General features: G+C 63.3%; 30 protein-coding genes. 15 read left to right on the top strand and 15 right to left on the bottom strand.

Features of this window, described 5'->3' with window-relative positions; all coding sequences use genetic code 11:
- Nucleotides 1-26: 26 nt before the first annotated feature.
- From ruvA to AC1D0I_RS15975, 6 genes are all read right to left on the bottom strand, one after another.
- The gene (ruvA, locus tag AC1D0I_RS16000; RefSeq protein ID WP_477396269.1) at nt 27-647 is read right to left on the bottom strand and encodes a Holliday junction branch migration protein RuvA; all 621 of its coding nucleotides are present in this window, start codon (nt 645-647) and stop codon (nt 27-29) included.
- Between the two features lie 27 nt (nt 648-674).
- Nucleotides 675-1,094 carry a type II toxin-antitoxin system VapC family toxin gene (locus AC1D0I_RS15995; protein ID WP_477396267.1) on the bottom strand — a complete coding sequence of 140 codons (420 nt, stop codon included), beginning with the start codon at nt 1,092-1,094 and terminating at the stop codon, nt 675-677.
- Nucleotides 1,072-1,341, bottom strand: coding sequence for an AbrB/MazE/SpoVT family DNA-binding domain-containing protein (locus AC1D0I_RS15990; RefSeq protein ID WP_095089533.1), 270 nt, complete (start codon nt 1,339-1,341; stop codon nt 1,072-1,074). The genes AC1D0I_RS15995 and AC1D0I_RS15990 overlap by 23 nt, the downstream gene beginning before the upstream one ends.
- Nucleotides 1,342-1,397: 56 nt before the next feature.
- Entirely contained in the window at nt 1,398-1,907 is a 510-nt protein-coding gene (ruvC, locus tag AC1D0I_RS15985; RefSeq protein ID WP_095089535.1) for a crossover junction endodeoxyribonuclease RuvC, read from the bottom strand.
- A 76-nt stretch (nt 1,908-1,983) separates the two neighbouring features.
- Nucleotides 1,984-2,517, bottom strand: a complete 534-nt coding sequence (rcdA, locus tag AC1D0I_RS15980) for a protease adaptor protein RcdA (RefSeq protein WP_095089536.1) — start codon at nt 2,515-2,517, stop codon at nt 1,984-1,986.
- Between the two features lie 519 nt (nt 2,518-3,036).
- The gene (locus tag AC1D0I_RS15975; protein WP_477396265.1) at nt 3,037-3,417 is read right to left on the bottom strand and encodes a hypothetical protein; all 381 of its coding nucleotides are present in this window, start codon (nt 3,415-3,417) and stop codon (nt 3,037-3,039) included.
- 329 nt (nt 3,418-3,746) lie between these two features.
- Between AC1D0I_RS15975 and AC1D0I_RS15970 the strand changes: the two genes are divergently transcribed.
- Nucleotides 3,747-4,298: a DUF2269 family protein gene (locus tag AC1D0I_RS15970; protein WP_457150854.1), complete on the top strand. Its 552-nt coding sequence runs from the start codon at nt 3,747-3,749 to the stop codon at nt 4,296-4,298.
- A gap of 40 nt (nt 4,299-4,338) precedes the next feature.
- On the opposite strand, the gene AC1D0I_RS15965 is transcribed toward AC1D0I_RS15970, so the two are convergent.
- Together AC1D0I_RS15965 and AC1D0I_RS15960 are read right to left on the bottom strand one after the other, a co-directional pair.
- Nucleotides 4,339-5,109 (bottom strand): sulfite exporter TauE/SafE family protein, encoded by a 771-nt coding sequence (locus tag AC1D0I_RS15965; protein ID WP_477227684.1) that lies wholly within the window; start codon nt 5,107-5,109, stop codon nt 4,339-4,341.
- 112 nt (nt 5,110-5,221) lie between these two features.
- Nucleotides 5,222-5,701, bottom strand: coding sequence for an Lrp/AsnC family transcriptional regulator (locus tag AC1D0I_RS15960; RefSeq protein WP_457150852.1), 480 nt, complete (start codon nt 5,699-5,701; stop codon nt 5,222-5,224).
- Nucleotides 5,702-5,833: 132 nt separating this feature from the next.
- Here AC1D0I_RS15960 and AC1D0I_RS15955 point away from each other — a divergent pair, with 132 nt between their 5' ends.
- From AC1D0I_RS15955 to AC1D0I_RS15910, 10 genes are all read left to right on the top strand, one after another.
- Nucleotides 5,834-6,739, top strand: coding sequence for a DMT family transporter (locus tag AC1D0I_RS15955; RefSeq protein ID WP_457150851.1), 906 nt, complete (start codon nt 5,834-5,836; stop codon nt 6,737-6,739).
- Between the two features lie 133 nt (nt 6,740-6,872).
- A complete protein-coding gene (locus tag AC1D0I_RS15950; RefSeq protein WP_457150850.1) occupies nt 6,873-7,520 on the top strand; it encodes a thiamine phosphate synthase in 648 nt (215 codons plus the stop codon).
- A gap of 46 nt (nt 7,521-7,566) precedes the next feature.
- Nucleotides 7,567-8,562 (top strand): tetratricopeptide repeat protein, encoded by a 996-nt coding sequence (locus AC1D0I_RS15945; RefSeq protein ID WP_457150849.1) that lies wholly within the window; start codon nt 7,567-7,569, stop codon nt 8,560-8,562.
- A gap of 21 nt (nt 8,563-8,583) precedes the next feature.
- Complete coding sequence (locus AC1D0I_RS15940) at nt 8,584-8,727, top strand: hypothetical protein (protein WP_457150848.1); 144 nt, start codon at nt 8,584-8,586, stop codon at nt 8,725-8,727.
- A 162-nt stretch (nt 8,728-8,889) separates the two neighbouring features.
- Nucleotides 8,890-9,456, top strand: a complete 567-nt coding sequence (gene efp, locus AC1D0I_RS15935; protein WP_095084240.1) for an elongation factor P — start codon at nt 8,890-8,892, stop codon at nt 9,454-9,456.
- Nucleotides 9,457-9,542: 86 nt separating this feature from the next.
- Nucleotides 9,543-10,343 (top strand): inositol monophosphatase family protein, encoded by an 801-nt coding sequence (locus AC1D0I_RS15930; RefSeq protein ID WP_477396262.1) that lies wholly within the window; start codon nt 9,543-9,545, stop codon nt 10,341-10,343.
- Between the two features lie 104 nt (nt 10,344-10,447).
- Nucleotides 10,448-11,134: a PAQR family membrane homeostasis protein TrhA gene (gene trhA / locus AC1D0I_RS15925; RefSeq protein WP_457150846.1), complete on the top strand. Its 687-nt coding sequence runs from the start codon at nt 10,448-10,450 to the stop codon at nt 11,132-11,134.
- 109 nt (nt 11,135-11,243) lie between these two features.
- Nucleotides 11,244-12,269, top strand: coding sequence for a MotA/TolQ/ExbB proton channel family protein (locus AC1D0I_RS15920; RefSeq protein WP_095084237.1), 1,026 nt, complete (start codon nt 11,244-11,246; stop codon nt 12,267-12,269).
- 1 nt (nt 12,270) lies between these two features.
- Nucleotides 12,271-13,302 carry a peptidoglycan -binding protein gene (locus tag AC1D0I_RS15915; RefSeq protein ID WP_095084236.1) on the top strand — a complete coding sequence of 344 codons (1,032 nt, stop codon included), beginning with the start codon at nt 12,271-12,273 and terminating at the stop codon, nt 13,300-13,302.
- 248 nt (nt 13,303-13,550) lie between these two features.
- Nucleotides 13,551-13,985, top strand: coding sequence for a hypothetical protein (locus AC1D0I_RS15910; protein WP_477396260.1), 435 nt, complete (start codon nt 13,551-13,553; stop codon nt 13,983-13,985).
- A 149-nt stretch (nt 13,986-14,134) separates the two neighbouring features.
- On the opposite strand, the gene AC1D0I_RS15905 is transcribed toward AC1D0I_RS15910, so the two are convergent.
- On the bottom strand, nt 14,135-14,488 hold the full coding sequence (locus AC1D0I_RS15905; RefSeq protein WP_095084234.1) for a DUF1304 domain-containing protein: 354 nt from the start codon (nt 14,486-14,488) through the stop codon (nt 14,135-14,137).
- A 143-nt stretch (nt 14,489-14,631) separates the two neighbouring features.
- Between AC1D0I_RS15905 and AC1D0I_RS15900 the strand changes: the two genes are divergently transcribed.
- The gene (locus AC1D0I_RS15900; RefSeq protein WP_477396258.1) at nt 14,632-16,119 is read left to right on the top strand and encodes a carboxypeptidase M32; all 1,488 of its coding nucleotides are present in this window, start codon (nt 14,632-14,634) and stop codon (nt 16,117-16,119) included.
- Nucleotides 16,120-16,153: 34 nt separating this feature from the next.
- Here AC1D0I_RS15900 and AC1D0I_RS15895 read toward each other — a convergent pair whose 3' ends face one another.
- Nucleotides 16,154-17,953 carry an ABC transporter transmembrane domain-containing protein gene (locus AC1D0I_RS15895; protein WP_477396256.1) on the bottom strand — a complete coding sequence of 600 codons (1,800 nt, stop codon included), beginning with the start codon at nt 17,951-17,953 and terminating at the stop codon, nt 16,154-16,156.
- Nucleotides 17,954-18,161: 208 nt separating this feature from the next.
- On the opposite strand from AC1D0I_RS15895, the gene rpmE reads away from it, so the two are divergent.
- Complete coding sequence (gene rpmE / locus AC1D0I_RS15890; RefSeq protein WP_006327661.1) at nt 18,162-18,383, top strand: 50S ribosomal protein L31; 222 nt, start codon at nt 18,162-18,164, stop codon at nt 18,381-18,383.
- 75 nt (nt 18,384-18,458) lie between these two features.
- On the opposite strand, the gene AC1D0I_RS15885 is transcribed toward rpmE, so the two are convergent.
- Nucleotides 18,459-19,097, bottom strand: a complete 639-nt coding sequence (locus tag AC1D0I_RS15885) for a TetR family transcriptional regulator (protein WP_477396254.1) — start codon at nt 19,095-19,097, stop codon at nt 18,459-18,461.
- Between the two features lie 106 nt (nt 19,098-19,203).
- On the opposite strand from AC1D0I_RS15885, the gene AC1D0I_RS15880 reads away from it, so the two are divergent.
- Together AC1D0I_RS15880 and AC1D0I_RS15875 are read left to right on the top strand one after the other, a co-directional pair.
- Complete coding sequence (locus AC1D0I_RS15880) at nt 19,204-20,037, top strand: NAD(P)H-binding protein (RefSeq protein WP_477396252.1); 834 nt, start codon at nt 19,204-19,206, stop codon at nt 20,035-20,037.
- Between the two features lies 1 nt (nt 20,038).
- Nucleotides 20,039-20,518, top strand: coding sequence for an anthrone oxygenase family protein (locus tag AC1D0I_RS15875; RefSeq protein WP_477396250.1), 480 nt, complete (start codon nt 20,039-20,041; stop codon nt 20,516-20,518).
- Between the two features lie 83 nt (nt 20,519-20,601).
- Here the strand turns inward: AC1D0I_RS15875 and AC1D0I_RS15870 are convergent, their stop codons facing one another.
- From AC1D0I_RS15870 to AC1D0I_RS15855, 4 genes are all read right to left on the bottom strand, one after another.
- Nucleotides 20,602-20,913: an Rdx family protein gene (locus AC1D0I_RS15870; RefSeq protein ID WP_477396249.1), complete on the bottom strand. Its 312-nt coding sequence runs from the start codon at nt 20,911-20,913 to the stop codon at nt 20,602-20,604.
- 19 nt (nt 20,914-20,932) lie between these two features.
- Nucleotides 20,933-21,682: a YebC/PmpR family DNA-binding transcriptional regulator gene (locus AC1D0I_RS15865; protein ID WP_477396247.1), complete on the bottom strand. Its 750-nt coding sequence runs from the start codon at nt 21,680-21,682 to the stop codon at nt 20,933-20,935.
- A gap of 324 nt (nt 21,683-22,006) precedes the next feature.
- Entirely contained in the window at nt 22,007-22,774 is a 768-nt protein-coding gene (locus AC1D0I_RS15860) for a TerC family protein (RefSeq protein ID WP_095084227.1), read from the bottom strand.
- Nucleotides 22,775-22,844: 70 nt separating this feature from the next.
- Nucleotides 22,845-23,669, bottom strand: a complete 825-nt coding sequence (locus AC1D0I_RS15855; RefSeq protein WP_477396245.1) for a TIGR00282 family metallophosphoesterase — start codon at nt 23,667-23,669, stop codon at nt 22,845-22,847.
- Between the last annotated feature and the right edge of the window lie 54 nt (nt 23,670-23,723).

The raw sequence follows: 23,723 nt of genomic DNA, 5'->3' as shown, positions 1-23,723 counted from the left end.
CGGCAAGGACCTGAACAAGCGACGCCTCACCGCGCCAGTTCCTTCAGGCCGAAACGGATCAGCTTCGGTGCATCGGCATCCTCGCCCGCAGTCTTGAGCGCCGCCGCCACCGCATTGGCGGCTGTGTCGCGCGAATAGCCGAGATTGACCAGCGCCGAGACGGCGTCGGTGATCGGCGCCGGAGCAACGCCTTCGCCGAGTTCCTGCTTCAAGCCGATGGTGCCCGAGGCGGTGCCCGCATAGGCCGGCGCCTTGTTCTTCAACTCGGTGACGATGCGCTCGGCCACCTTCTTGCCGACGCCAGGCGCACGAGAGACCATGGCGATGTCGCGCAGCGCAATGGCGTTGGCGAGATCGGCCGGCGCCAATGTCGACAGGATGGCCAGCGCCACCTTGGCGCCGACGCCTGGCACATTGTTCATCAGCAGCCGGAACCATTCGCGCTCCAGCTGCGACTGGAAGCCGTAGAGCCGCAGCATGTCCTCGCGCACGTAGGTCTCGATGAACAGCACCACCGCGTCGCCCGGCGCCGGCAGCGCGGCCAGCGTGYGCGCCGAGCAATAGGCGACATAGCCGACACCATGGATATCGACGAGGCAATGGTCCTCGTCGATCTCGTCGAGCGTGCCCTTGAGTTTGCCGATCATGCCAGATCTTTCATGGAAGATGGGCCTTCATGGGTGCGTTTCAGGAGAGATGATGTCGAGATCCGGGAAGTAACTGCGATAGCGGGCAGCGTCGCGGGTCAGCAGACGATGTCCGGCAACGGTCGCATGGGCTCCGATGAAAAAGTCTGGCAACGTCCGCTCGCGAACCCCGCCAGCACGGCGATAGCGGGAATGCGTGACGCCTGCAAGGAATGCCGAATCCCAGGGCAGGAACTCGCGATCCATCTCGAGCATGTCGACTGCTTTTCGAAGCGCTGTCTCTGTCGCTATGAGCGGCGCGAGCTCAGACCAGATGATAGTATTGATCACCAAGGCCCCATCGCGGCGGCATGACGCAATCGCCGATGCCGACCATTTTGTCAGCGGTCCGGCCGGTCCCCAGACATCGATCAGGACATTTGTGTCAATCAACGTCGAGATCTTCACGCGGCCCCCTCAGCCAGTCCATGTACTCGTCGGTCGTCATGCCTCCCAGATCCAGCGTCCCCTCCATCCGGTCAAGGACATCACTGAACCTGCGGGATGCCTCTTCCTCGGACAGGTTTTCGTTGACGGCGACAAGACGAGCGCCCTCGTCGGTGGCCACGAACTCCACCTCGGAGCCCGGGCCGATTCCCAGATGGTCTCTTATCTGTTTGGGGATTGTGACTTGCCCCTTGGTGGTCACGCGCATGGTAATACCTCAGAAGTATTACTTATCGCAGGCATGGGAACAAGTCAAGAACATGGCTACCCGGCGAGTGCCATCCGATAGGCGACGCTTTGCCGGTGATGCGCATGGCAGATGGCGATGGCGAGAGCGTCGGCGGCATGCTCGGTGTCGAAAGTGGCCTTCGGCAACAGCACCTTCACCATCATGTGGATCTGTTTCTTGTCGCCATGGCCGACGCCGATCACCGCCTTCTTGACAGCGTTGGGCGCATATTCGGCGACGACGAGCCCCGCGCGCGCCGGCACCAGCATGGCGATGCCGCGCGCCTGGCCGAGCTTCAGTGTCGCCACCGCGTCCTTGTTGACGAAGGTCTGTTCGACCGCTGCCTCGTGCGGCATGGCGGTGTGCAGGATTTCGGCGAGCCCGTCATGCAATTGGCAAAGCCGCGTCGCCAGAGCCGCCTTGTCGTCGGAACGCACGGTGCCTGAGGCAACGAAGCGCAGCGAATTGCCGAGGCTCTCGACGATGCCCCAACCGGTGCGCCTGAGCCCCGGATCGATACCGATGATGCGAATCGCTTCCCCCATGCTGCCAGTCTACCTCCGACGGACAGCGATGCCAGCGAAATGTGAACAAACCGGAAACGAATGGCGCCGCCCAGGTTTAGCCGCGAGCGAAAGCCGTGTTCAGCAGGCTGATCTGGTCGGAAACCGGATTGGGGCGGCGGGCCGCCGGTTGCATGTCGACCACGGCGTCGGAGCCGTAGATCTCCTCGTCCATGCGGCGCACCAGCGCCTGCAGGCGCAGCGAGCGGGTGACGAGGTCGAGGAAATCCTCGGGCAGTTCGGCCCAGCCCGCGGCTTCGTCATGGGCGGAAGCGGTGTCAAGGCGCACCTTGGACTTCTCAGACGCAACCTGGTCGCGGGTCATCTCACCGGAATTCGCGGCGCGCTGCAAAAGCAGCCACGAGGCAACCTGCATCAGCCTTGTGGTCAGCCGCATCGATTCGGCCGCATAGAGCGTGGCCCCCAGCCTGGACAATTTCTTTGCCTCGGCCCGGCCCTTGCCGTCGAGATACTCCGCCGCCTGTTCGACCAGGCCCATACCTTCCTGGTAAAGCGGCTTGAAGGATTGCGTGAAAACCCGGCGCTCCGCCAGCTTGACGGTTTTCGCACTGCCCGTCGAAGGCTCGTTCATTGCTACGCCCCTGCACCTACAGCCGGCTGATTCGGCTCACTGCCGATACACCCGGCAGCCTATATGACTGAAGCTTCAAAATGCGCTTCGTCACCCGCGATGGCAAGCACATGTTTAACAGAAGGTTAACGGCGAGCCGACATCGGACGCCCCCGGAATCCAGACAAAAAAAGAGCCGCGGATAAGGCGGCTCTCAGGAGTTTAACAGGGAGGCGTCAAACAAAGTGGCTCCAACCACTCGGTAAGAATCCAGATCACTGGATGGACATAGTAAACACCTGTAAAGCTTAATGAAGCCTTAACGGCGCGCGTGTTTTTTGATCCAACGCCGCTGTCCTGTGCCGTAACAGCACAGCCCGAACCTCACCTCCAGAGTCCGTTTCGAAATTCGCTCTGGCGAGTCACATGGCGGTGGTTTCGAGAACCGGAGCGGAGCGGACATTTGGTCCGTGGGCACCGGAGGCGCAGAAAACCCCATCAGATGGCCGCCAGAGTAGAGTTTCCGGACAGGCTCTCGGCTCAGGCTTTCTTCCAGACGGTCGGCAAGGCGATGAAGGCAAACAGCAGCATGGCCGCGTAGAAGCCCATCGAAGAAATCCCGACCAGCGGTTCGATCGCGGCATTGCCGGCAAGCAGGAAATAGAGACCGATCAACAGGCCGATGCCGCTGATTGCCGTCAGCCAGAAATGGATCGTGGCGAGCATCTTTTGTCCGACTGCCGGAAATAGATGGTAGAAGAAGGCGAAGACCGCCGACATCAGCCATCCGGCCACCATCGTGTGGGCGTGGGTCGGCATCTGGCTATGGTCCTGACTGATCGCCATGTGCAGGCCGAGCGCCATCCCGCACAGCGAATAGATGATGGCCAGCGTGAAGAAATTCCGTGCTACCCCTTGCATAATGTCCCCTCGAATGCCTCTTCCCGTGTGCGGGAATGGGTTGTTGTCAGGCGAATCTTGTCGCCACCGGGCTCCCGGCATTGGCGCACTAGCATCGGCACTGTTTCCAGACGATGTCGCGCCAACCCCTCCCGACACTTCTCCCAATAGCAGAAAACCAGGAAGCGCATTCACCATCTCAGTGGCTTCGTGTGCTGGCTGCAAACTGAAACAGAACCGGCTTTTCGCGACATCGTTCCGAAACAGGCGCGGCGCTAAACGCTCGCTCGTCTGACGGCCGGCGCAAATCGCCCCTGCCGCATCCCCTCCAGAACACTCCGGGAGCAACCATGGACTGGTACTCGATCGTAAAATTCCTCCATGTCGTCACGGCCATTCTATGGGTCGGAGGCGGCTTCGTGTTGTTCCTCCTCGGCGTGCTTGCCGAGCGCGCCGGCAACATCGAGGAAAAGTTGCAGGCGATGCGCGCCAGCGGGCAGTTGGGTGGCCGTTTCTTCGCGCCGATGTCGATGCTGACCCTGATCTTCGGCCTCATCATGTGCAGTTTCTGGGTTGGCTTCTCGGATCTATGGATCATCATCGGTCTGGTCGGCTACGCGACGACCTTTTCGATCGGCATGTTCATCTTCAAGCCAACGGGCGAGCGCATGGGAGCGATGATCGCCAAGGACGGTATCACGCCTGCTGTTCTGGCCATCGGCCAGCGCATGATGAGCGCCGCACGCTTCGACTACGCAGTGATGCTGGTAGTCATCGCCGACATGGTGCTCAAGCCGACTGTGCATGACATCGGCATTCTTGCTGGCATGGTGCTGGTCGTCGTGGTCGGCGCCACACTGGCCCTTGGCGTCGACCGTCGCCTCGTGCCGAGCGCCGCCTGACACCGCCGAGATGATGCGGGCGGCTGCACGACCGCCCCCTCTACATGAGGCCGGCGATGCCGTCCCACAGTAGCTTTAGCGCCACCACCGCCACGGTAGCGTAGGTGAAGGGATAGAAGGTTTCCGGGCGCATGCGCCGCACCAGCCAGGCGCCGGCGACGGTCGAGAGCGGCGCCAGCGGCATCAGCACCGCCGAAGCCGTCAGATTGGCGGTGTCGAACTGGCCGAGCGCGAAATAGGGAATGAGCTTCAGCGCATTGGTTGCGGCAAAGAAGATCGCCGCGGTTCCCGACAGAATTTTGGGATCGAGCCGGATCGGCAAGGCATAGACCTGGAACGGCGGGCCGCCGACATGGGCGACGAAGCTGGTGAAGCCGGCGACCGTTCCCCAGATGGCAGCAGCGACGCGATTGGGCGCGACCGCGTGGTCGGCGCCATGGCGAAACTGCAGATAGAGCCAGCGCAGGACGAAGATGATGGCGACGGCGCCGACGATCAGCCGTACCGCCTCCTCGGTGACCAGTGCTGCCGTCAGCCAGCCGAGTCCGATGCCGACGACCGCGCCCGGCATCATGTCGACCAGCATCTTGCGGTCGTAGACACCCCACCATGTCCACACCGACACGATGTCCATCAGGCACAGGATCGGCAGGAGGATCGCCGCCGCCTGCACCGGCGGCATGGTCAGCGCCATCAAGGGCACGCCGACGAAACCAACGGCGCCGCCGAAGCCGCCCTTGGACAGGCCGACCAGAATGACCGCCGGAATGGCGGCCGCGTAGAACCACGGTTCGAGAAGCAGGCCTGACATGGGGAGGGGCTGGGCTGGAGGGAAAGCGTATCGACGTCTGAATAGCCCAGATTCCCCAGCGGAGCGACAGCAAATATACCGCACCGACCGCCGGCGTTTCACCCGGCGTCGATCAGGAAGCCTGCAAGATCTTTGCCTTGTCACGCGGGGCGGTTACGTCGAGAGGTGGCGGCCGCCGCCGGATCGGCTGCGCCTTGATGATGGCGGTGCTCGTCTCAGCCTTGTCGGCGATGCGGTCGAGAATGCCGTCGAGATCGCCGATCGAGCGCACGAACAGCCGGGCGACGAAGCAGTCATCGCCCGTCACCTTGTCGCATTCGCCAAATTCGGGGATCTCCTCGATCAGCTTCTGGACGATGTGCAGCTTGCCCGGCAAAGGCCGGATGCGCACGATGGCCTGCAACGTATAGCCTAGCGCCAGCGGATCGATCTCGACGGTGAACGCCCGGATGACGCCGCGTTCCTCGAGCCGTCGAAGCCGTTCCGAGACGCTCGGCGATGACAGCCCAACTTGGGCAGCCAATTCCTTCAGCGAAGTCCGCGCGTCCTTGATCAGAATTTCGAGGAGGCGTCGGTCGAGATCGTCAAGCATTTTACATTTCCCGCAAATTTGGAGGCGAGGCCTAATATAATTAGGTCAATCGTCTATACTACCTTTCTCATCAGATGGAAAGCTTCGTTGCCGCATGAGATTATACCGGCTCAACGGGTTCGGAGGTTTGTCGTGAACGATACAGTGCGCGGTACGGTCGAAATGTCCGCCGCAATGGCGATCCTGGGGACGATCGGATGGTTCGTCGTCATGTCCGGCCAGCCGATCATGGACGTGGTGTTCTGGCGTTGCGCGTTCGGCGCGCTGACGCTGCTTGTCATCTGCGCCGGGCTGGGGTTGCTGCGCAACAGCTTGTCGCTGCGCATCATCGGCTTCGCCGCGCTCGGCGGCGTCGCCATCGTCGTCAACTGGCTGCTGCTGTTCAGCGCGTTCTCGCGCGCGTCGATCTCGATCGCCACCGCCGTCTACAACACGCAGCCCTTCATGCTGGTCGGCTTCGGCGCACTGTTCTTCGCCGAGCGACTGACCCTGACCAAGCTGACCTGGCTGGCCATCGCCTTCGCCGGCATGGTGCTGATCGTGCAGGCCGCCCCTGATGCCGGCGATGTCGGCACCGATTACTTTACCGGCATCGTCATGGCGTTGGGCGCGGCTTTCTTCTGGGCCGTCGCCGCCATCGTCACCAAGAAGCTCAAGGGCACGCCGCCGCACCTGATCGCGCTGATCCAGGTCTGCGTCGGCGTCGTCATGTTGGCGCCCTTCGCAAATCTTTCCCAGCTTCCCGCCGATGCGTGGAGCTGGGCCATGCTGGCGACGCTCGGCATCGTCCACACCGGCCTGATGTACATCCTGATGTACGGCGCCATCCAGAAGCTGCCGACGCATCTGCAGGGGTCGCTGTCCTTCATCTACCCGGTGGTGGCGATCCTGGTCGATGTCGTGGCCTTCGGCCATCGGCTGCATCTGAGCCAGATTGTCGGCGCCACCGCCATCCTGATCGCCGCCGCCGGCATGAATCTCGGCTGGACGCTCTGGAAGTCGAAGGCGCCCGTCGCGAGCCCGCACCCGATCAAGTGACACAGGCCCGCCGGCGGCCCGGCGGGTCACAATCGCGATCCCGGCTGCCCGCCTGTTCAAAGCGGGCACTTTGCTCTATGCCGCAATCCAACCATCTTCGCCCGGCATAGGCGAAACGCGGGATCGAAGAACCATGAATGACGCAACGCCCCCCAACCGCTGTCGCATCGTGCTGATCGCGCCGCCCGGCGTGCCGGCGGCCCGTATCGCCGCGGCATTCGAAGGCGGCGATGTCGCCTCGCTGATCCTGCCGGAGAACGGCATGGACGAGGGCTCCTTCCAGGCTTTCGCCGAACAGATCGTGCCGGCCGCGCAGGCCGCGGGCGTCGCTGTCGTCATCGCCGGCGATACCCGCATAGCCGGTCGCGTCCAGGCCGACGGCATCCATGTCGAGGTCTCCAAGGCCGAACTCGCCGAGACGATCGAACATTTCCAGGCAAAGATGATGGTCGGCGCCGGCGGCGCCAAGACACGTGACGACGCGCTCGAGCTTGGCGAGACACGGCCCGACTACATCTTCTTCGGCCGCTTCGGCTACGACAACAAGCCCGAACCGCACCCGCGCAACCTGTCGCTCGGCAAATGGTGGGCCGACATGATCCAGATCCCTTGCATCGTCATGGCCGGATCCGACATCGCCTCGGTGGAAGCGGTGGGCGCCACCGGCGCCGAATTCGTGGCACTGTCGAGCGCCGTGTTCGCCGACGCCGCCGACCCCAGGGCAGCGGTCGCCAGCGCCAACGCGCTGCTCGACGAGACCGCGCCGCGTTTCGAGGACTGACGTGCCTTCGGCGACGCTTCCCCTCCAGGCTCTGCTTGCGGTGCTCATGGTCCAGGCAGCGGCCGCGGAGAACATCCCGCTGCCGCAACCCAAGCCGGAAGCCGGCGTGCATACGGACAAGCCGATCGACAAGCCGCTGCCGCAACCCGCCACCACGGCCGAGCCGGCGCCGCTGCCATCGGCCGATGCCATCAACCCCGATCGCTTCGGCGCAAAGCCTGCCGACGCCGCCTATGGCGCTTTCCAGCGCGGGCTATACAAGACGGCCTACAATCTCGCGTTGATCCGCGCGCAAAACGGCGACCCGGCGGCGCAGACGCTGGTCGCCGAGATCCTGTCGCGCGGGCTGGGAGTACCGCTCAATGCCGCGGAAGCGGCGAAATGGTACGCGCTTGCCGCCGAGCAGGGTGTGCCGGAATCGCAGTTCCAATACGCGCTGATGCTGCTCGATGGCCGGTACGTCAAGAAGGACGAGAAAGGGGCCTATGCGCTGATGCAGGCAGCCGCCGAAGCCGGCAACCAGCTGGCGCAGTTCAATTTCGGGCAGATGCTGGTCCAGCAGGACCCCGGCGACGCCGGCCTCGCCAGGGCGGTCTCCTACTACGAGCGTGCCGCCGCCACCGGCCTCGCCGACGCGCAATATGCAATGTCGCAGATCTATGCCAATGGCGTCGGCGGCAAGCCGCGCGACGACGCGCAGGCAAGGCGCCTGCTGGCGCAGGCTGCACGCCAGAATTACGACACCGCGCAGATCGATCTCGCAGCCTGGATGATCGAGGGACGCGGTGGCGGCCGTGACCTGAAATCCGCCTTCGGCTGGATGAAGCGAGCGGCGGAGGGCGGCAATGTCGCCGCGCAGAACCGCCTTGCCAAGCTCTATATGCAAGGCATCGGCACCGATCCGGATCTTGTCCTCGCCGCGGCCTGGTACATCGTCGCCCGCCGCGCCGGTCTCATCGACCCGCAGATGGACGACTTCCTGCAGGGGTTGGATGACGACCAGACCAAGCAGGCGCTGCAGAAGGCGAACCGCCTGCCCTGACCGGGAATCCAGGACCCGGCCATGCAGATGGAGTGGGTGCACCGGGGTCACGGGCTCGGCCTCATGCCCATGCATCTACTCCCTCAGCATCTGCCGAAGGGCGTGATGCGCGTCGCCGATGCGATCGCCAAATCGGTCGGTGCGGTCATCGACCAGAATGCCTGACCCGGCCTTCTTCGGCACCGCATCTCCAGACCCCGCCTGGGTGTTTCATCCCTGCCGCTTGGCCCCAGCCTGCCCCGCTCCCTTGCCTCTTCTGGCGATTTGTGGTCTTGGGAGCCCGAAATCGCTTTCCCAGCGAACATCTCATTCCCGGATCAGATCACTATGGCCAAGATCAATGGCAACGAAATCCGTCCCGGCTACGTCATCGAGCATGACGGCGGCCTGTGGGTGGCGGTCAGGACCAACACCGTCAAGCCAGGCAAGGGCGGCGCCTACAACCAGGTCGAACTGAAGAACCTCATCAACGGCACCAAGCTCAACGAGCGCTTCCGCTCGGCCGAGACCGTCGAGCAGATCCGGCTCGATCTCAAGGATTTTTCCTTCCTCTACGCGCAGGAAGACGCGCTGGTGTTCATGGACACCCAGAGCTACGAGCAGCTCGAATTGGCGAAGGACTTCGTCGGCGATCGCGCCGCCTTCCTGCAGGACGGCATGATGGTCACGGTCCAGCTTTATGAAGAAAGGCCGATCGGCATTTCTCTGCCCGACTATGTGACGCTGACCATCACCGAGGCCGATCCCGTGGTAAAGGGTCAGACGGCCGCGTCCTCCTACAAGCCGGCGGTACTGGAGAACGGCATCCGTGTGCTGGTACCGCCGTTCATCGGCGCCGGCGAACGCATCATCGTCGACACCAACGAAATCACTTACGTGCGCCGCGCAGACTGATGCATGCCGCCCAAAAGTGGCCCCGGTTTTGGGTCACCGACATGCATCAAGACAGCGCTTGAAGCGCAGCAGCAGGAAGAAGCACGATGGCACGCTCAGCCCTTCTCAACGTCATGGTCCAGGCCGCAATGAAAGCCGGCCGCTCGCTGTCGCGCGACTTCGGCGAGGTGCAGAACCTGCAGGTCTCGATGAAAGGCCCTGGTGACTATGTCAGCCAGGCCGACCGCAACGCCGAGGAGATCGTCTTTGCCGAACTGTCGAAGGCACGGCCGGGCTACGCTTTCCTGATGGAGGAGCGCGGCGTGGTCGAAGGCGACGACGGCCAGCACCGCTGGATCGTCGACCCGCTCGACGGCACCACCAATTTCCTGCACGGCATCCCGCTCTTTGCCGTTTCGATCGCCCTGGAACGCCAGGGGCAGATCGTTGCCGGCGTCATCTACAATCCGGCAATGGACGAGCTCTACACCGCCGAACGCGGCGGCGGCGCCTTCATGAACGACCGCCGGCTGCGCGTCGCCGGCCGCATCAAGCTGGTCGATACGGTGATCGGTTGCGGCGTGCCGCATCTCGGCCGCGGCCACCACGGCAATTTCCTCGTCGAACTGCGCAACGTCATGGCTGAGGTCTCCGGCGTGCGCCGCTTGGGGGCCGTCTCGCTCGATCTCGCCTATGTCGCCGCCGGCCGCATGGACGGGTTTTGGGAAACCGGCCTGTCGGCCTGGGACGTCGCCGCCGGCCTGCTACTGATCCGCGAGGCGGGTGGCTTCGTTTCGGATATGGACGGTGGTCAGGACATGCTCGACAACGGCTCGGTGGTCGCCGGCAACGAGGTCATCCAGCGCGCTTTGCTGAAGGCCGTGAAGAAGCCGCTCTCGGCACGCTGACTGACACGCCGCGCTGATGCGCCGCAGTCGCAAAACCGCAATGGAAGCTTGAAATACTGCCCGGCAAGCGCCCAGATCATAGTGCGCGGCGCAGGAACCCGGCAGTGAACGACATCAAGCCCCACCACGACATCCCGTTCATCGGACGCTGGCACTATTCGCGTGCCGAGATGATCGCCGACGGCATCGTCCATGCGGTCGGCATCGTGCTGGCGATCTCGGCGGGTTCGGCGCTGCTGGCGCTAGCGGCGTTTCGCGTCGGGCCGGGCGAATACATCGCCGCTGCCTTCTATGTGGTTTCGCTGCTCACCGTGCTGTCGGTGTCGCTGACCTACAATTTGTGGCCGGTGTCGTCGCCGGCGAAATGGATCCTGCGGCGCTTCGACCATGCCGCGATCTATCTCCTGATCGCCGCGACCTACACGCCTTTCCTGGCTCAGCTCGAAGGCTCGCCGCTGGCGCACTGGATGATTGTCCTCGTCTGGGCCGCTGCAGCGCTGGGCATCGCCATCAAGGTGTTTTTTCCCGGCCGTTTCGACCGGCTGGCGATCGTCTTCTATCTCGCCATCGGCTGGAGCGGCATCGTCCTGGTAAAGCCGCTTGTCCAGACCCTGCCGACGACGTCGATCGCGCTGATCGTTGCCGGCGGCATCGTCTATTCCTGCGGCGTCATCTTCTTTGCCTGGAAGGGATTGCGCTTCCACAATGCGCTGTGGCACGGCTTCGTCGTCACCGGCGCCGGCCTGCATCTGGCCGCCATGGTCGACTGTCTGGTCATCAATCGCCTCTGACACAGGCTTATAGACGCGGCAATATTGCCAAGCGCCATTCAATTTGGTCACAATTCCGTTTAGAGTCGCGGTCTACGTGATCGGCGGCGGCATCGGAAACGGGGCACGGATGGCTTTTCTCAGATCCTTCGGCATGGGCAGACGCTCTGATGTCCTGATCTACGATCCGCATAAACTGTCGAGCCCGCAGGTCTTTCTGCTGACCATGATGATCTTCCTGGTCATCGTCGCCTTCATAGCCGCCATCCTGACCCGCCAGATCTCGACCGCCTTTGGCAGCAATCCCGGCCTCAACGGCCTGATCGTCGGCGTGTTGGTGGTCGGCATCCTCTTGGCCTTCGCTCAGGTCGGACGGCTGTTTCGCGAAGTGCGCTGGGTGAATTCGTTCCGTGCCGGCTCGGAGACCACCGAACCGGTGCTGCTGGCGCCGATGAAGGCGATGATCGGCCGCTCCTCGGCGACGGCCTTCTCGACCAGTTCAATGCGCACCATGCTCGATTCCATTGCCACGCGGCTCGACGAAAGCCGTGACACGTCGCGCTATCTCGTCGGCCTGCTGGTGTTCCTCGGCCTGCTCGGCACCTTCTGGGGTCTGTTGAACACCATCGCCTCGATCCGTGAGACCATCGAATCGCTCGATCCAGGTACGGGCGATGCCGCTGCGGTGCTCGATTCGCTGAAGCAAGGCCTTTCGGCGCCGCTGGCCGGCATGGGCACGGCCTTCTCGTCCTCGCTGTTCGGCCTGTCCGGCTCGCTGGTGCTCGGCTTCCTCGACCTGCAGGCCGGCCGCGCCCAGACGCGCTTCTATACCGAACTGGAAAACTGGCTGTCCTCGGTCACCGATCTGTCGTCCGACATCGTCGTCTCCGACCAGGCCAAGACCGAATCCTCGGACGAGATCCGGGTCTTGTCGGAAAGGCTGCGCAGCATGCAGGAGAATGGCGGCGGCTCCAATCCGCGCGTCGCCACCGCCATGGCCAATCTCGCCGACGGCATTTCCGGCCTGGTCAAGAACATGCGCTCGGAGCAGCAGATCATGCGCGACTGGGTCGAGGCCCAGTCCGACGAGCAGAAGGCGATGCGCAACACGCTGGAAAAGATTGCCGACGCCCTGAAGAAGCCCGGGGTGCATTGACGTGGCGCTGGCGCGTGGACGGCGCACCGATCGCCGCATCGATTACTGGCCGGGCTTCGTCGACGCGCTGTCGACGCTGCTTCTGGCGATCATGTTCCTGCTCACCGTCTTCGTGCTGGCGCAGTTCCTGCTGGGCCGCGAAATCTCCGGCAAGGACACGGCGCTCTCGCGACTCAATTCGCAGATCAACGAGTTGACCCAGCTTCTGGCGCTGGAGCGCTCGACGGCACAGGACAAGGAAGATTCGCTCGCCAATCTGCAGGCTTCGCTGTCGGCGGCGGAAGCGGAAAAGAGCCGGCTCGAACAATTGCTGGCGCAAGGTGCCGGCGCCGGAGACGCCGCCAACCAGCGTGCCGTAGCACTTTCGGGCGAACTCGACAGCCAGCGCCAGATCAGTCAGCAGGCGCTGAGCCAGGTCGAGATTCTCAACCAGCAGATTGCAGCACTGCGCAAGCAGATCGGTGCGCTCGAGGATGCGCTCAACGTCTCCGAAACCCGCGATCGTGATTCCAACACCAAGATCGCCGATCTCGGCCGCCGCCTGAACGTCGCACTGGCGCAGCGCGTCCAGGAATTGAACCGCTACCGCTCCGACTTCTTCGGCCGCTTGCGCGAGATCCTCGCCGACCGCGAGAACATCCGCATCGTCGGCGACCGCTTCGTCTTCCAGTCCGAAGTGCTGTTCCCGACCGGCTCCGAAGTGATCAACGATGCCGGCAAGGTGGAGATGAAGAAACTTGCCGACGCCATCATCGAATTGCAGAAGGAAATCCCGCCCGAGATCAACTGGGTGCTGCGCGTCGACGGCCATACCGACAACAAGCCGCTCTCCGGCACCGGCCGCTACCGCGACAACTGGGAGCTGTCGACGGCGCGTTCGACCTCGGTGGTGAAGTTCCTGATCGAGAACGGCGTGCCGGCCAACCGCCTGGTCGCCGCCGGCTTCGGCGAGTTCCAGCCGCTCGACCCCGCCGACACCGAAGAGGCGCGCAACAAGAACCGGCGTATTGAACTGAAGCTCACCGAACGTTGATCCATCATCACGCGGCATCACGCGAATTTGTTCGCCGGCTCAACTCTAGGGCGTAGAGCAAGGCCGGCAAGGCCTGAAAAGATTATCTTTTTTTAATTACACATCGTCGAATTGCGGTCCTAGCTTCCCCACCTGGGCCGAGAACCGCCGGCGATGAACCCCATCGCGACGCGACGGAACCGGACGGCCCGCAGCCGGAGGGCAGGCGAGACAATCGCCGCCTTCCTCTTCAGGAGGAGAACGCAACGATGCGCTCTTTTATTCCCAGCACCTCGCTTAGAACTGCAACACTCACGGCGGTCCTCATCGCCGTTCCGCTTGCCGGCGCCTATGCCGCGGGCCATCACAGAGGCGCTCTGGACGCCGGCGATCCGACCGACTTTACGGGGCCGCGCGTCGAAGGCCTCATCCAACAGGTTCAAGGCGTCCGCCAGGGCATAGTCGATGCAAGGCAGGCCAACAACATCACGCCCGCCGTCGCCGAACGCCTGGAAATGCGGACGGCCCGCATCAGTCAGGCGGCCGAGAAGATAGCGGCATCGGATCACGGCAGGATACCGGCCGCGCAATACCATGAGCTGCTGCGCCGTCTCGACAATGTCGACCAGCGTCTGAGGGTCGGTATTGGCAGCGATTTCCTGATGGGCGATGGCTCCGACGGCGGAAACTATCCGAACGGCTGAAAGCTTGAACGCCAAGCTCTAGCACTTCGATCTCGCGCATGATTCCTTCCGAGATCCTGCGCCAGGAAAGGACCAACTGGCGCCCTCGGGGCCCCCTCTCCCGCGGGCGTCCTTTTTCCCTCAGCCCAGCTTGCTACCAGCCCAGTTTCCTACCAACCAAGCCAGACGGCAATCAGGGCGACGACCGCCGGCACGGTCTGAATGAACAGTATCTTGCGGCCAACCGTTGCCGCGCCATAGAGGCCGGCAATGGCCACGCACAACAGGAAGAAGACCTTGACCTGAAAACCGGCTGTCCCGAGGTAAAGCCCCCAGATCAGGCCCGCGGCGAGGAAGCCGTTGTAGAGACCCTGATTGGCGGCGAGCACCTTCGAGGCGCTGGCGAATTCCGGCTTCAGATTGAACGCCTTGTGCCCGCGCGGCGTGTCCCACAGCACCATTTCGAGATAGACGATGTAGACATGGATCAAGGCCACCAGTCCGACCAGGATGTTGCCGATCATGTTGTTCCCCCCTTCATACGTCGCCGGCAGCATTTCACGCGTTACCTCACCTGTGCAAGGTGCATCCGCCGCACAGGGCCGCAGGCTTGCAAACGCTTTTGCGTTGGTATCTTTTCGCCCCGTCCTCAATCACGGAAGCCGCCATGTCCTTTCAGAAACTCGATGATCTCGGTCACAAGCTCGAAGCGCTTGAGCATGCGCTGGCCATTCTCGGCGCCGACGAGGCCACCCACATGGCTGTCGGCGGCGGCGAGAAGCGCGCCGAGGCAATGTCGGCGCTGGCCGGCATGTACCACACCAGGGCAACGGCGCCGGAAATCGCCGACTGGCTCGCCGCGGTCGAACAGGAAGCGTTGAGTGAGGAGCAACGGGCCGCGGTCGCCGAATTGCGGCGGCAATACACCAACCTGACCTGCCTGCCGGTCGAGTTCGTCGAACGTCAGACCACCGCGCGCATGCGTTGCGAGCAGCTGTGGCGCGACCTGCGCGCCAAGAACGACTGGGTGGGCTTCCTGCCGGCGCTGGAGGGCGTGGTGGCGCTGGTGCGCGAAGAGGCGGCGCTGCGTGCCGACGTGCTCGGTCTTGCCCCTTATGACGCGCTCATGGAGCAATACGACCCCGGCAACCGCGCCGCCGACATCACGCCTGTCTTCACCGACCTCAAGGCTTTCCTGAAAGGCTTCGTGCCGGAGGCTCTGGCGATACAGGAAGCGCGGCTGCGCAAGCGGCCGCTGAAGCCGCTTTCGGGCACCTATGCGATCGACCGGCAACGCGAGCTCGGCCTTGCCATGATGACGGCGGTCGGCTTCGACCTGACGCATGGGTCGCTGTCGGTGTCGCACCATCCCTTCTGCGGCGGCGTACCGAGCGACGTGCGCATCACCACCCGCTACAAGACCTCGGACTTCCTGTCGGCATTGATGGGCGTGCTGCACGAGACCGGCCATGCGCTGTATGAACAGAACCTGCCGAAGGCATGGGCGCACTGGCCGCTCGGCAAGGCACGCGGCATGGCCGTGCATGAAAGCCAGAGCCTGTTCGTCGAAAAGCAGCTCGGCCGCAACCCGGCCTTCTGGCGCTGGGCGCTGCCGGTGGTCGAAAAGCATCTCGGCGAAGCCTGGTCGCTCGACGACATCCTGCCGCATGTGCACCACGTCGAGCGCGGCCTGATCCGTGTCGATGCCGACGAGGTGACCTACCCGCTGCATGTCATCCTGCGCTACGAGCTGGAGCAGGAGCTCGTCTCGGGCAGGCTGGAGGTGGCAGAACTGCCAGAAGCCTGGGATGCCAAGATGCGCGACTATCTCGGTCTCTCCACCATCGACAATCCGGCCGACGGGCCGATGCAGGACGTGCACTGGCCGGGTGCCGCCTTCGGCTACTTCCCGTCCTACACGCTGGGCGCGATGATGGCGGCACAGCAATGGGCGGCGCTGACGCGTGAGCATCCTGCCGCCGATGACGATCTCGCCAAAGGCAATTTCGCGTCAATCAACGCCTGGCGTCGCGAAAAAATCTGGTCGCAGGGGTCTCGCTGGTCGACACCGGACCTGCTCGAACGCGCCACCGGCGAAAAGCTCGACGCCAGCTATTTCGTCAACCATCTGAAGCAGCGATACGGAGCCGCGTAAGGGCTGTCGGCACATCAGGGGCAGATGTTTGCGACTACTCCGCCGCGCCCCTGAAGGCGCTGGCGCCGGTTTCGAACTGCAGCTTGGCCAGCCGCGCGTAGATGCCGCCCTTGGCGACGAGGCTCTGATGCGTGCCTTCCTCGACGATGCGGCCGCCATCCATGACCAGGATCCTGTCGGCCTTCAACACCGTCGCCAGCCGGTGGGCGATGACGATGGTGGTGCGGCCCTGCATCAGCCGTTCCAGCGCCATCTGCACCAGCGTCTCGCTTTCGGCGTCGAGCGCCGAGGTCGCCTCGTCGAGCAGCAGGATCGGCGCGTCGCGCAGGATGGCGCGAGCGATCGCGACCCGTTGGCGCTGGCCGCCGGACAGTGTCACCCCGCGCTCGCCGACCTGGCTGTCATAGCCTTTCTCGAGCTTGAGGATAAATTCGTCGGCGAGCGCATCCTTCGCCGCCGTCTCGATCTGGGCCTCGCTGGCGCCCGGCCGGCCAAAGCCGATATTGTCGCGCGCGCTTGCCGCGAAGATGGTGACATCCTGCGGCACGATGGCGATGCGTTCGCGGACCGAGACCGGATCGGCTTCGCGCACATCGACGCCATCGATCAGGACCTTGCCGGTTTCAGGATCGTAGAAGCGCAGGATCAGCGAAAAGACCGTGCTCTTGCCGGCCCCTGATGGACCGACGATCGCCACCGTCTCGCCGGGCATGACCTGAAAGCTCAAGCCGTGCACGGCAGCGCGGTCGGGCCTTGCCGGATAGGAGAAGGAGACGTCATCGAAGGCGATCGCGCCCTTGGCGACGGCAGGCAGCGGCTTCGGATCGGCTGGCGCCTGGATTGCCGGCTTCTCAGCCAGGATCTCGGTCAGCCGTTCGGCAGCACCCGCCGCTTGCGCAAGCTCGCCCCAGACCTCGGACAGCGCGCCGAGCGCACCGGCGGCAAACACCGAATAGAGCAGGAACTGGCCGAGCGTGCCTGGCGAAAGATTGCCGTCGAGCACGTCGCGCGAGCCGAACCACAGCACCGCCACGACGGACGAGAAGATGGTGAAAATAGCAAAGAAGGTGAGGAAGGAGCGCGCGAAGATCGAGGCACGCGCCGCCTCGAAAGCGGCTTCCACGGCGCCGGAGAAATGCCCCGTGACGAGCTTTTCATTGGTGAAGGCCTGCAAGGTGCGCACCGCGCCGATCTGTTCGCTGGCATAGGCGGTGGCATCGGCAAGTGTATCCTGCGCCTGCCGCGACTTGCGCCGCACCGAGCGGCCGAAGGCGACCAGCGGCAGCACGATGACCGGAATGGCCGCAATGACCAGGCCGGACAGTTTCGGGCTGGTGACGACCATCATCCCCAACGCGCCAAGGCCGAGAATGACGTTGCGCAGCGCCACCGATGCCGTCGCCCCGACCGCCGACTTGACCTGCGTGGTGTCTGCGGCGAGCCGCGACACGATCTCGCCCGACTGGGCGGTGTCGAAAAAGGACGGCGACAGCGTCGTCACATGGGTAAAGACATCGCGCCTGATATCGGCGACGACGCGCTCGCCGAGCGTGATGACGAAATAGTAGCGGCTGGCCGAGGCGGCCGCCAGCACGGCGGCCATCGCCACCAAGGCTGCGAAATATTCGGCGATGAAGATGGTGTTGGCCGACGAGAAACCATGATCGATCATGCGCCGCACGGCCAGCGGCAGCGCCAGCGTCGTTGCCGCGGCGATGACCAGCGAAATCAGCGCACCGACGACGAGCGTGCGATAATGCGTGATATACGGGAACAGGCGCCTGAGCGGCTTGAGCGAGCGCCGGCGCTCGTCTGCGCTGCTGGTTTGCGCCATTCCTGCGTTTCCTCTAGCCGCCTCTCGGCTATGCGCCTCAATATATGCGCTTGCCGCGGCCTTGTGATTCAATTCCGGCTGATGTATAGGCTCGCCGACCGTTTTAGAAGCCGTGGCTCCTCAATAGCTGCGGCTTCGAGTTTTAAAAAGGGGCGCATCGACGCAGGCTTATGCCCGTCGGCAGCGCCGGCAAGCCAGGAACCGAACCATGAAGACCGACATCCATCCCGATTACCACACCATCAAGGTCGTCATGACCGACGGCACCGAATACATGACCCGTTCGACCTGGGGCAAGGAAGGCGATACGATGAACCTCGATATCGACCCGACCACCCACCCGGCCTGGACCGGCGGCCAGCAGACCCTGCTCGACCGCGGTGGTCGCTTGTCGAAGTTCAAGAAGCGTTTCGAAGGTTTCGGCCTCTAAGCCCGACGACCTTTTTCGCAGATCGGAAAACCCGCCCTCGAGGCGGGTTTTTTGTTGCTCACCTTCCATCGCGTCCTACTCCGCCAACAGTTCCCGCAGCGCCATCCGCTTGTAAGCAACCACCAGCCTGTCGCCCTCTTGCCGGTCGACCGAGATCGCCAGCCGGACGGCGGCCTCGCCCATCTGCCAGACCAGGAACGCCGTGGTTTCCAGCGCCGTCGGATCGGCTGCCGGCCGCAGCCGCTTCAGCACCGCGGTGAGGAATTCGGCGTTGGCCCGGCTGTCGGCGAGTTCGAGTTGGCGCAGCGCCTTGTCGGCCTGCGTGCCCGACCAGATGTCGCGCATCACCGGCTCGGCCAGGAACAGCCCGTAGTAGATATCGACCAGCTCCGAAAACGCTTGGCGCAGGCCTTCGGCGTCGCCGACATCGGCGAGTGCCGCCGAGATGCACGCCTGGCTTTCGGCGGTGTAGCGCTCGGCCAGAGCCCAGACGATCGCCCGCTTGTCCGGAAAGAACTGGTAGAGCGAGCCGATCGACACCCCTGCCCGTTCCGCCACTTCGCCCATGCGCATGGCGTCGCTGCCTTGCTCGGCAATCAGTGCCGAGGCAGCGGCGAGCATGCGTTCGACCCGCTCGCGGCTGCGCTGCTGGCTCGGCGCCCGGCGCGGCGAAGCAATCTGCTCCTGTGACGAAACCGGCGCTGTGTCTTCCATGTCTGTCTCCAGTGCCAACAAAATCGCTTGACTCACAAAATACGAGGATTTATCACGTTTTGCAAATATGAGGATTACTCATGTTTTGAAACAGAGGAAAACAGCCATGAACAACACGACACCAAACCCCATCCTGATCCTCGGCGGCACCGGCAAGACCGGCCACCGCCTTGCCGAGCGGTTGACGGCGCAAGGCGTGCCGGTGCGCATCGGCTCGCGCTCGGGCACCCCGCGCTTCGACTGGGAGGTCCCCGCGACCTGGGGCCTGGCAATGCAAGGCGTCAGCGCCGTCTACATCAGCTACTATCCCGATCTGGCCGTGCCGGGTGCCGCCGAGGTGATCGGCGCCTTCGCCAGGCTTGCCGTACAAAACGGCATCACCCGGCTGGTGCTGCTGTCGGGGCGTGGCGAGGCGGAAGCCCAGCGTTCCGAAGAGATGCTGAAGGCCTCTGGCGCCGACTGGACGATCCTGCGCTGCGCCTGGTTCTCGCAGAACTTCAGCGAAGGCTTCCTTGTCGAGCCCTTGGCTGAGGGTGAAGTGGCTTTGCCGGTCGGCAATGTCGGCGAGCCGTTTGTCGATGCCGATGACATCGCCGACGTCGCCTTTGCCGTGCTGACTGAGCCAGGGCATGTCGGCCAGCTCTATGAACTGACCGGGCCACGGCTGCTGAGCTTCGCCGACGCCGTCGCCGAGATCGGCAGGGTCGCCGGGCGCGACATCCGCTTTGTCAGGATTTCGCATGACGAATTCACCGCCGCCGTGGCCGCGCACGACCTGCCGCCCGAATTCGCCTGGCTGCTCAACGAGTTGTTCACCGAAGTGCTTGACGGCCGCAACGAGACGCTGGCCGACGGCGTCCAGCGCGTGCTTGGCCGTGCACCGAAAGACTTCTCCGTCTACGCAACCGAAACCGCCGCTAGCCGAATCTGGAGCAACTGACATGATCACGAAACTTCTTCCCACCCTTACCATCATTGCCGCAATCGGCTCGGGGGTCGTCGGCGGCGTGTTTTTCGCCTTTTCCAATTTCGTCATGGCGGCGCTTGCTCGACTGCCCGTCCCCAGCGGCATCGCGGCGATGAATTCGATCAACGTCACGGTGATCACCCCGACCTTCATGACGGCGCTTTTCGGTACCGGCCTGCTCTGTCTGGTGCTTATCGCCGCCGCCATCATGGGCTGGAGCCAGTCCGGCTCGTACTGGTTGCTTGCCGGCGCGGTGATCTACCTGATCGGCAACCCGATCGTGACCATGGTCTTCAACGTGCCGCTCAACGATGCGCTCGCCGCCGTCGACCCGGCCAGCAGCAACGGCGCCGCTGTGTGGGCGAACCATCTGAGCCAATGGGTGATGTGGAACCACGTCCGCACCATCACCGCCATCATGGCGATGGCCTGCTTCATTCTCTCATTGCTCTAAGCAACTCCAGGAAAAGTGCCTAGCAGTCCGGGTTTGCGTCAAGACAAAGAGAGAAGCGTTCTGCGAAAAGCAAAAGATCCTGCTCAGGCAGGGTCTTTTTGCGTATGACCCTTGCGGTCGGAATGACCGAGATCGCGATCCGGGTCGATGACRTCGCGGACCAGTTGCTTGAGCTTGGCCGCTTCCGGAAAGCCGCCGTCGCGCTTGCGGTCCCAGACCAGCGTATCATTGCAGGAAATGGTGAAGATGCCGCCGGTGCCGGGCACCAGCGTGACCTCGCCGAGGTCGGTGCCGAAGGTCGACAGCAGCTCCTGCGCCATCCAGCCGGCACGCAGCAGCCACTGGCACTGCGTGCAATAGGTGATGCGGATGGCGGGAAGCTGAGCTTCGCTCATGTCTCTGGCTGGACTCCGCTCATGCCGCGCTGAGCTTGGCCATGGTCTCGTCGTCGACTTCGAAGTTGGCGTAGACGCTTTGAACGTCATCGTCATCCTCGAGCGTGGCGACCAGCTTCATCAGCGACTGTGCCCGATCCTCGTCGACCGGAACGCTGTTCTGCGGCTTCCAGATCGGCTTCACAGATTCAGCTTCGCCGAGCGAGGCCTCCAGCGCTTTCGACACTTCACCGAGATTTTCAAAGGCGCAATAGATCGTGTGGCCTTCCTCATCGGATTCCACGTCATCGGCGCCGGCTTCGATCGCCGCGTCCATCACCTTGTCGGCGTTGCCTACCGATGCCGGATAATAGATCTCGCCGGCACGATCCCACATGAACGACACCGAACCGGTTTCGCCCATCGCCCCGCCGGCCTTGGTGAAGGCGGCGCGCACGTTCGAGGCCGAACGGTTGCGGTTGTCGGTCAGCGCTTCGACGATGACTGCGACGCCACCGGGTCCGTAGCCCTCATAGCGCACGGCTTCGTAGCTCTCGGCATCGCCCATCGAGGCTTTGTTGATGGCGCGCTGGATGTTGTCCTTCGGCATCGACACCGCCTTGGCGTTCTGCACGGCCAGGCGCAGGCGCGGGTTCATCGATGGATCGGGCGTCCCGCTCTTGGCGGCAACGGTGATTTCGCGCGCCAGCTTGGAAAACATTTTCGACCGCACCGCATCCTGGCGGCCCTTGCGGTGCATGATGTTCTTGAACTGTGAATGGCCAGCCATGGCACCCCTGTCGTCTTCTCGGCTAGAGCATCCCGAAGCGAGGCGATCTCACCTCGTCTTCTGCAAAATGCTCGAATTCAAAATTTCAGAGCGTCCCAGGTGCAACTCGTGGAAGCACGGCGTTCTCTGTCGGAATGGCCGGCTTATAGATAAATCGGCTCAATTCGTCCAGCCGCGAGGCCGCTGCAATCGCTCACGCCTCCAGGTCGGACTTCAGCCGGTCGATGATGTTGATCGCATGGCTGGCATACTGGCCGATCCAGCGATCCTACGCGACAGCGACAAACTCCAAGGTCTCGTGACGCGGCTATGCTCCTGCCAACCTCAATGCCCCTCGCCGGACTTCGCTTTTCTCCGTCGCCGCGCCAGCATGTTGAGCCCTTCGACCAAGGCCGAAAAACCCATCGCCGCGTAGATGTAACCCTTGGGCACATGGTAGCCCATGCCGTCGGCGATCAGCGTCATGCCGATCATCAGCAGGAAGCCCAGCGCCAACATGACGATGCTCGGGTTCTTGGCGATGAAATTTGCCAGCGGTCCGGCCGCCAGCATCATCACGCTGACCGCGACGATCACGGCAATGTACATGATGGCGATCTCGTCGGTCATGCCGACGGCGGTGATGATCGAATCTATGGAGAAGACGAGGTCGAGCAGCAGTATCTGGAAGATCGCGCCGGCGAGGCTCATCTGCAGGGTCTCACCCAGCATCGTGTCCTGGTGATCGTCGGGATCGACCGTGTGATGGATCTCCTTGGTCGCCTTCCACACCAGGAACAGGCCACCGGCAATCAGGATCAGGTCGCGCCAGGAGAACCCGTGACCGAAGGCGGTGAACACCGGCGTCGTCAGCTGGACGATGATCGAAATGGTGGCCAGCAGCACCAGCCGCATGATCAGCGCCGCCGAGATGCCAAGCCGGCGGGCGCGCGCCCTTTGCGCTTCCGGCAGCTTGTTGGTCAGGATCGAGATGAAGATCAGATTGTCGATGCCGAGCACGATCTCCAGCACCACCAGCGTCAGCAGCGCGACCCAGGCCGTTGGATCGGACACAAAGTGAAAATGCGGCGCCAGGAATTCGATGAGCTGCATGGAGGTCGTCCCCTCTACGATCTAGAGCAGTGTCGCCGGCAATTAGGTACTGCTTGCGTCCATATCAATGTCACGACCAGAAGGACGGTGCGGTTTCCTCCAGCCGCGGCCCGCGACGAAACGGCGCGATCCTCTCGGTAAGCCCCGTGCGGTCGGAAATATCGACGCCGACGCCGCACAATGTCGCCGGTCCGGTTGCTGCCTCGAAACGCCCTTTCGGCACTTTCGACAGGAACCGGTTGAGCGGTTCCTCCTTGTCCATGCCGAGCGAGGAATCATAGTCGCCGCACATGCCGGCGTCGGAAATGTAACCCGTGCCGCCATTGAGTATCTGGTGATCGCCGGTCGGCTGGTGCGTGTGGGTGCCGACGACAAGACTGGCGCGGCCATCGACGAAATGCGCGAAGCACATCTTTTCCGAGGTTGCCTCGGCGTGGAAGTCGATGATCACGGCATCCGCCTGCTCGCCGAGCGGACAGGCGGCCAGTTCGCGCTCACCGGCCTGGAACGGATCGTCGAGTTCGGGATGCATGAACACCCGGCCCATGATATTGGCGACCAGCACACGCGCACCGCTCTTGGCGATGTAGACGCCGGAGCCGCGTCCGGGCGTGCCCTTGGGGAAATTGGAGGGGCGCAAAAAGCGCTCTTCGCGCGGCGCGAAGGCCAGCGCGTCGCGCTGGTCCCAGACATGGTTGCCGGTGGTGACAACATCGGCGCCCGCCGCGATCGTTTCGCGAAAGATCTCTTCGGTGATGCCGAAGCCGCCGGCGGCATTCTCGCCGTTGACGATGACGAAATCGAGTTTGAAATCGGAGATCAGTCCCGGCAGTTGTTCCCACACTGCCGTGCGTCCCGTTTTTCCAACCATGTCGCCGAGGAAGAGAAGTCTCATATGATCCCGCACCGAATGTCAGCGAAGCAAAAGCTGCATGACGTCTGTGAAAAG

This window comes from Mesorhizobium sp. P2_D1, assembly GCF_056404455.1.
The sequence above is the reverse complement of the archived record's forward strand: the minus strand, read 5'-3'. Positions and strand labels throughout refer to the sequence as shown.

Bases quoted from the DNA above. Each gene is read 5' to 3' on its own strand.
- AC1D0I_RS15990 (WP_095089533.1), bottom strand. From the start codon at position 1,341: ATGCGCGTGACCACCAAGGGGCAAGTCACAATCCCCAAACAGATAAGA.
- ruvC (WP_095089535.1), bottom strand. From the start codon at position 1,907: ATGGGGGAAGCGATTCGCATCATCGGTATCGATCCGGGGCTCAGGCGC.
- rcdA (WP_095089536.1), bottom strand. From the start codon at position 2,517: ATGAACGAGCCTTCGACGGGCAGTGCGAAAACCGTCAAGCTGGCGGAG.
- AC1D0I_RS15975 (WP_477396265.1), bottom strand. From the start codon at position 3,417: ATGCAAGGGGTAGCACGGAATTTCTTCACGCTGGCCATCATCTATTCG.
- AC1D0I_RS15970 (WP_457150854.1), top strand. From the start codon at position 3,747: ATGGACTGGTACTCGATCGTAAAATTCCTCCATGTCGTCACGGCCATT.
- AC1D0I_RS15965 (WP_477227684.1), bottom strand. From the start codon at position 5,109: ATGTCAGGCCTGCTTCTCGAACCGTGGTTCTACGCGGCCGCCATTCCG.
- AC1D0I_RS15960 (WP_457150852.1), bottom strand. From the start codon at position 5,701: ATGCTTGACGATCTCGACCGACGCCTCCTCGAAATTCTGATCAAGGAC.
- AC1D0I_RS15950 (WP_457150850.1), top strand. From the start codon at position 6,873: ATGAATGACGCAACGCCCCCCAACCGCTGTCGCATCGTGCTGATCGCG.
- AC1D0I_RS15945 (WP_457150849.1), top strand. From the start codon at position 7,567: ATGGTCCAGGCAGCGGCCGCGGAGAACATCCCGCTGCCGCAACCCAAG.
- AC1D0I_RS15940 (WP_457150848.1), top strand. From the start codon at position 8,584: ATGCAGATGGAGTGGGTGCACCGGGGTCACGGGCTCGGCCTCATGCCC.
- efp (WP_095084240.1), top strand. From the start codon at position 8,890: ATGGCCAAGATCAATGGCAACGAAATCCGTCCCGGCTACGTCATCGAG.
- AC1D0I_RS15930 (WP_477396262.1), top strand. From the start codon at position 9,543: ATGGCACGCTCAGCCCTTCTCAACGTCATGGTCCAGGCCGCAATGAAA.
- AC1D0I_RS15920 (WP_095084237.1), top strand. From the start codon at position 11,244: ATGGCTTTTCTCAGATCCTTCGGCATGGGCAGACGCTCTGATGTCCTG.
- AC1D0I_RS15910 (WP_477396260.1), top strand. From the start codon at position 13,551: ATGCGCTCTTTTATTCCCAGCACCTCGCTTAGAACTGCAACACTCACG.
- AC1D0I_RS15905 (WP_095084234.1), bottom strand. From the start codon at position 14,488: ATGATCGGCAACATCCTGGTCGGACTGGTGGCCTTGATCCATGTCTAC.
- AC1D0I_RS15900 (WP_477396258.1), top strand. From the start codon at position 14,632: ATGTCCTTTCAGAAACTCGATGATCTCGGTCACAAGCTCGAAGCGCTT.
- AC1D0I_RS15895 (WP_477396256.1), bottom strand. From the start codon at position 17,953: ATGGCGCAAACCAGCAGCGCAGACGAGCGCCGGCGCTCGCTCAAGCCG.
- rpmE (WP_006327661.1), top strand. From the start codon at position 18,162: ATGAAGACCGACATCCATCCCGATTACCACACCATCAAGGTCGTCATG.
- AC1D0I_RS15885 (WP_477396254.1), bottom strand. From the start codon at position 19,097: ATGGAAGACACAGCGCCGGTTTCGTCACAGGAGCAGATTGCTTCGCCG.
- AC1D0I_RS15880 (WP_477396252.1), top strand. From the start codon at position 19,204: ATGAACAACACGACACCAAACCCCATCCTGATCCTCGGCGGCACCGGC.
- AC1D0I_RS15875 (WP_477396250.1), top strand. From the start codon at position 20,039: ATGATCACGAAACTTCTTCCCACCCTTACCATCATTGCCGCAATCGGC.
- AC1D0I_RS15865 (WP_477396247.1), bottom strand. From the start codon at position 21,682: ATGGCTGGCCATTCACAGTTCAAGAACATCATGCACCGCAAGGGCCGC.
- AC1D0I_RS15860 (WP_095084227.1), bottom strand. From the start codon at position 22,774: ATGCAGCTCATCGAATTCCTGGCGCCGCATTTTCACTTTGTGTCCGAT.
- AC1D0I_RS15855 (WP_477396245.1), bottom strand. From the start codon at position 23,669: ATGAGACTTCTCTTCCTCGGCGACATGGTTGGAAAAACGGGACGCACG.